Annotated in this window: 4 protein-coding genes and 1 pseudogene; all 5 read left to right on the top strand. The window is 62.7% G+C overall.

Annotated features, from left to right (window positions below; genetic code table 11):
• On the top strand, positions 1–310 hold a 310-nt coding region (locus AC1DMG_RS20600), incomplete at its 5' end, for a hypothetical protein (RefSeq protein WP_477181009.1).
• A 10-nt stretch (positions 311–320) separates the two neighbouring features.
• Positions 321–1,880, top strand: coding sequence for a sigma-54 interaction domain-containing protein (locus AC1DMG_RS20595; protein ID WP_477181008.1), 1,560 nt, complete (start codon positions 321–323; stop codon positions 1,878–1,880).
• Positions 1,877–2,581 carry a type VI secretion system-associated protein VasI gene (vasI, locus tag AC1DMG_RS20590; RefSeq protein ID WP_477181007.1) on the top strand — a complete coding sequence of 235 codons (705 nt, stop codon included), beginning with the start codon at positions 1,877–1,879 and terminating at the stop codon, positions 2,579–2,581. The genes AC1DMG_RS20595 and vasI overlap by 4 nt, the downstream gene beginning before the upstream one ends.
• Positions 2,581–2,940 (top strand): annotated as a pseudogene (locus AC1DMG_RS20585) (type VI secretion system ImpA family N-terminal domain-containing protein); the annotation flags it as partial. The gene vasI and the pseudogene AC1DMG_RS20585, both read left to right, overlap by 1 nt.
• A 364-nt stretch (positions 2,941–3,304) precedes the next feature.
• The coding region (locus AC1DMG_RS20580) for an ImcF-related family protein (protein ID WP_477181006.1) at positions 3,305–4,067 on the top strand (763 nt) is incomplete at its 3' end.

Below are 4,067 nucleotides of genomic sequence, written 5' to 3'. Positions count from 1 at the left end.
GGTCGTTCCCTATCGGTATCTCAATGACAGTGTCCTCGGCGAAATCATTGACGGCCGCCTACAACGACTGAAGGGCCAGTTCGCCACACGCTATGGCGCTGCCTTGGTCGTGGATGCCAGCGCCACCGATGAGCTGCGTACACGCTGCACACGTCATGAGAACGGTGCACGCATGCTCGATGCCTCCATCGATGGCGAGCTGCTGCCGCCACTATCGTTGGCAGTCCTGCAGCGCATAGCGAGCGGCCGACCTTTTGGCTCAGCGATGCTTGCATGGGACGGCGCCGCCTTTACGGCGTCGATCGACTAAAGGGCAACGCATGGACGCCATTGCAATTGCCCAGCTCCTCCGCGCCATGACCGTGGCGACCCAGCCGAAGGCTCTGTCCCAGGCCTTTCTTGGCGCCATCGTTCCCATGGGTGGTTGGCAGGGAGCCTGCTGCTTTGGGCGCAACTCGGTTGGTGATCGCCTGGTGCCACTGGCCAGCGTCCCCGCCGACATGACGCTCCCGGTGCTCGATACCAGCGAGCTGGACAACCCGGTCGTCTATGGCCTCCGCACGGGGCAACCATGTCAGGTGGACGACGTGACGCGACTGGTCGGCGTTGGTGAGAGCTTTGACGCTCTGCGCGAGCGCTGGCCATCCGCGCCGGCGCTATTGGCGTTACCGCTCAGGAATACCCGCCAGGCAATGGCCGGCGCGCTCGTTTTCTTCGGCGAATCGGCCATGTTGCGGCCATTGCAGACAGCTCCACTCTGGCAGGCGTTGCTCGACACTCATGAGTGTCTGTTTGCGCGCCTGAGCGATATAGCCAGCGCCCAGGAAAATGTCCGCTACGAGCGGACGGTTCACCGCAAGCTAGTCGCCGATCGAGGCGACGATCGCGCCAGACGCTTGCTCGCCTCGGAATTCGTGGGCGAAAGCGCCGTCACGCGTGGCATTCGCCAGGACATGCTGCGTTTGGCCGATTCCAACTTGTCCACATTGATCACCGGCGAAACGGGGTCGGGTAAAGATCATGCGGCCTGGTTGATCCATCAGTCGTCCACTCGCGGTGGCCCGTTTGTTCCGGTCAACTGCGCAGCCATTCCCAAGGAGCTGATTGAAGCGGAGTTGTTCGGCACCACGCGCGGCGCCTTCACCGGGGCTACGCAGGCACGCTCAGGCCTGGTTGCCGAAGCCCACGGGGGCACCTTGTTTCTCGACGAGATCGGCGACATGCCGTTGGCGTTGCAGGGCACACTGCTACGCGTTCTCAACGAGAAAAAATATCGCCCGGTAGGCGCGACCAAGGAGCGAGAGTCCGACTTCCGGCTGATCTGCGCCACGCATCAACCGCTCCCGCAGCGTATTCGCGAGCAGCAGTTTCGCGAGGACCTCTATTACCGCATCAGGCAGCAATCTCTACACCTGCCGCCACTGCGCGAACGCGCCGAGGACATCCCGGCGATCGCCGCGCACGTGCTGCTTCAGCACAGCCGCGCGCATCATGTCCGCGTCGCTGGTTTTACGGATACCGCATTGACCTGGCTGCGTAGCCAGACCTTCCCTGGCAACGTTCGCGAGCTTCGCAATCTTGTTCTGGCCGCGGCCGAGCACACCGGACAAGGCAAGGCGATCGATGTAGCGACGATGCAGGCGCTGATGGCGCCATCCGACCTACCGCCAGCGCGTGATACCCCTCCGCTGCAGGCACTTCTGTCGATGACCGACCTGACCGAAGCGGTGGATAGCTTCGAACGACTGATGATCGGCGACCGCCTCCGTCAGCTCAACGGGTCGCGCAGCCAGACCGCGCAGAGCCTGGGCATTCCCAAACGCACCCTTGCCTACAAGTGCCGCAAATGGAACCTGGACCGGGAGACGGATTCCCTATGAAATTGTTAGCCCTGTGCCTGCTTGTGCTGGGTCTTGCGTCATGCAGCCATGACGATAGCTCCTTGCCACTGAGCGTTACGCCTGAGACGCCCGACTGCACAAAAATCGTGTCCGCCGTGCAGCGACTCGCGTGCTTCGACTTGGTGGCGCGCACTCCCGCCCCCGCTGCAGTGCCAGCTCGCGCCTCTACATCGTCTGCGCCGACAAGCAACGGCGAAGTTCCTGTTTACACGCCTCGCATCGTGGAACTGGTGCAACGCAATGAGGTGCGGCGCAAGCACGATGATCATCGCTTCTTGTTGTTCCGCTCTCATGAGGACGCCACCGATACCGCGCAAGTCGTCATCTCGGCACCTGCTTTAGGCAGTGACGCGCCTCGCCCAATCCTGGCCATCAGCTGCCTATCGGGCATCACACGCCTTCAGTTCATCACGGCGCATTCCATCCCACGCAACCGCATCCGCATGCGCCTGCTGATGGATGCTGCCCCCATCGCCGATGCCGCCCCATGGCAAGTATTGGATGTGGGCAACATTGTCGATGCCGGCCGCGGCCTCGTGGCCATCGACACACTCAAGCGCATGCCTGGCGGCAGTCGCCTCCAGACCGAAAGCGACTACGCGCCACTCGACGGACTGATTTTCGATGCCACGGGCCTCCTCGAGCTCATCGCCCAGCAGCGGGAGGCGTGTCACTGGTGATGGACCTTGCCCCCCTGGATCTCAAGGCCTTGCTTGCTCCCATCGACGCGCAGCATGCCGCCGGCCAATTCGACGAAGACGACGACACCTATCAGGGCATTGATCAGGAGATGGTCAAGCTCGGGGGATTGAGCGAGTCGCGCATGGATTGGTCGTACATCGACGAAACCTCACGTCGATACCTAAGCGGCCAGTGCAAGCACTTCCGCGTTGCCGGTCATCTGGTGACAGCGCGGCTGCGAGCTCGCGACTGGTCTCAGTGGGTCGCGGCCCTTGCTCTGCTCGCCGGCATGGTCGGTGACTATTGGGAAGCCGGATACCCCAGACCCGGTCCCACCGGCTACGCCGCCAAACGCAAAATGGTCACCCAGCAGGTGGAGCGTCTGATTCACGCGCTGCCCGCGCTCGATCCGCATAGCTTTAGTCGGGAGCGTCAGGCGGACGCACAAAAGGCACTGGATTGCCTACAGGCAAGCGCAACGGCCGCTCAGCTGGACACCAGCTTGCTGGCCAAACTAGCAGCCAAGCTGCAGCAGCAAGCCAAGGCCGTCCACGCTCCCGACGTCGTTCCCGCCACGCCCACGGCGTCCCCGGGGCAAAGCGGCGGCAGTGCTATCAGCGAAGCCTTCTTCAACGCACCCAGCAACCTGAAACTCGGCGAAGAACGTGACAACCGGCGCACCCTGCACGCCGTCGCCGACTTTATCAATCAGCAGGACGCCTATGATCCTGCCGGCTATCAACTGCGGCGCTTTGGGCCAGCGCAATCACATCGACTACTCCGAGGCCGACAAGCAAGCGTTGGCGGGCCGTGTTCGCACGATTTACACCGCGGACTACATCGCGAACTGGCGCCAGGGGATCAACCAGCTCGACGTCGTGGATTTCAACGACATCGGCCAGGCGGTGACCGTACTCGAAAGCATCACCAGTGCTGCCGCACCGATGCGCCGCCTTGTCGAAACAGTGCGGGACAACACTCAGCTCAACCCGCCGGTGCCGTCAGACGGCAAGCTCAAGGCGCCCACCTCCGCCAACGAAGCTGCCAACCGCCAGTTGGCCGCGGACGTCGCCCGATCATTCGCCCCGCTGACCGATTTGCTGACGGCCAAGGGGGACAAGCCCTCGTATCTGGATGAAACCATGGCTGCCGTCGGCAACGTTCGCGATGCGGTCAAGAGCGTCCAAGACAGCCCGGATCGCGGCAAGGCAGCTCTGGCCATGGTGCTGGACCGCTTCGCCTTGAAGGGCCAGGACCCCATCGGGATCCTGCAGCGCTTCGCGACGGGTCTGCCAGAACCACTCAACGGCCAAGTTAAAAAAATCGCCGACGAATCGTCACAGGTGCTGCTCGTCGAAGCCCTGCGCGAACTGGAGCGACGCTGGGATGCGGATGTGTACAGCTTTTATAGCGAGCATTTGGCCGGACGCTATCCGTTCAACCCGGCCAGCGCTTCCGATGCGTCGCTGGAGGACTTTGAAGTCC

The organism is Dyella sp. 01N36 (genome assembly GCF_056399745.1).
Note: the sequence above shows the minus strand (reverse complement) of the source record. Positions and strands in the feature narration are given on the sequence as shown.

Coding starts and splice junctions, on each gene's coding strand:
- vasI (WP_477181007.1), top strand. CDS start 1,877: ATGAAATTGTTAGCCCTGTGCCTGCTTGTGCTGGGTCTTGCGTCATGC.
- AC1DMG_RS20595 (WP_477181008.1), top strand. CDS start 321: ATGGACGCCATTGCAATTGCCCAGCTCCTCCGCGCCATGACCGTGGCG.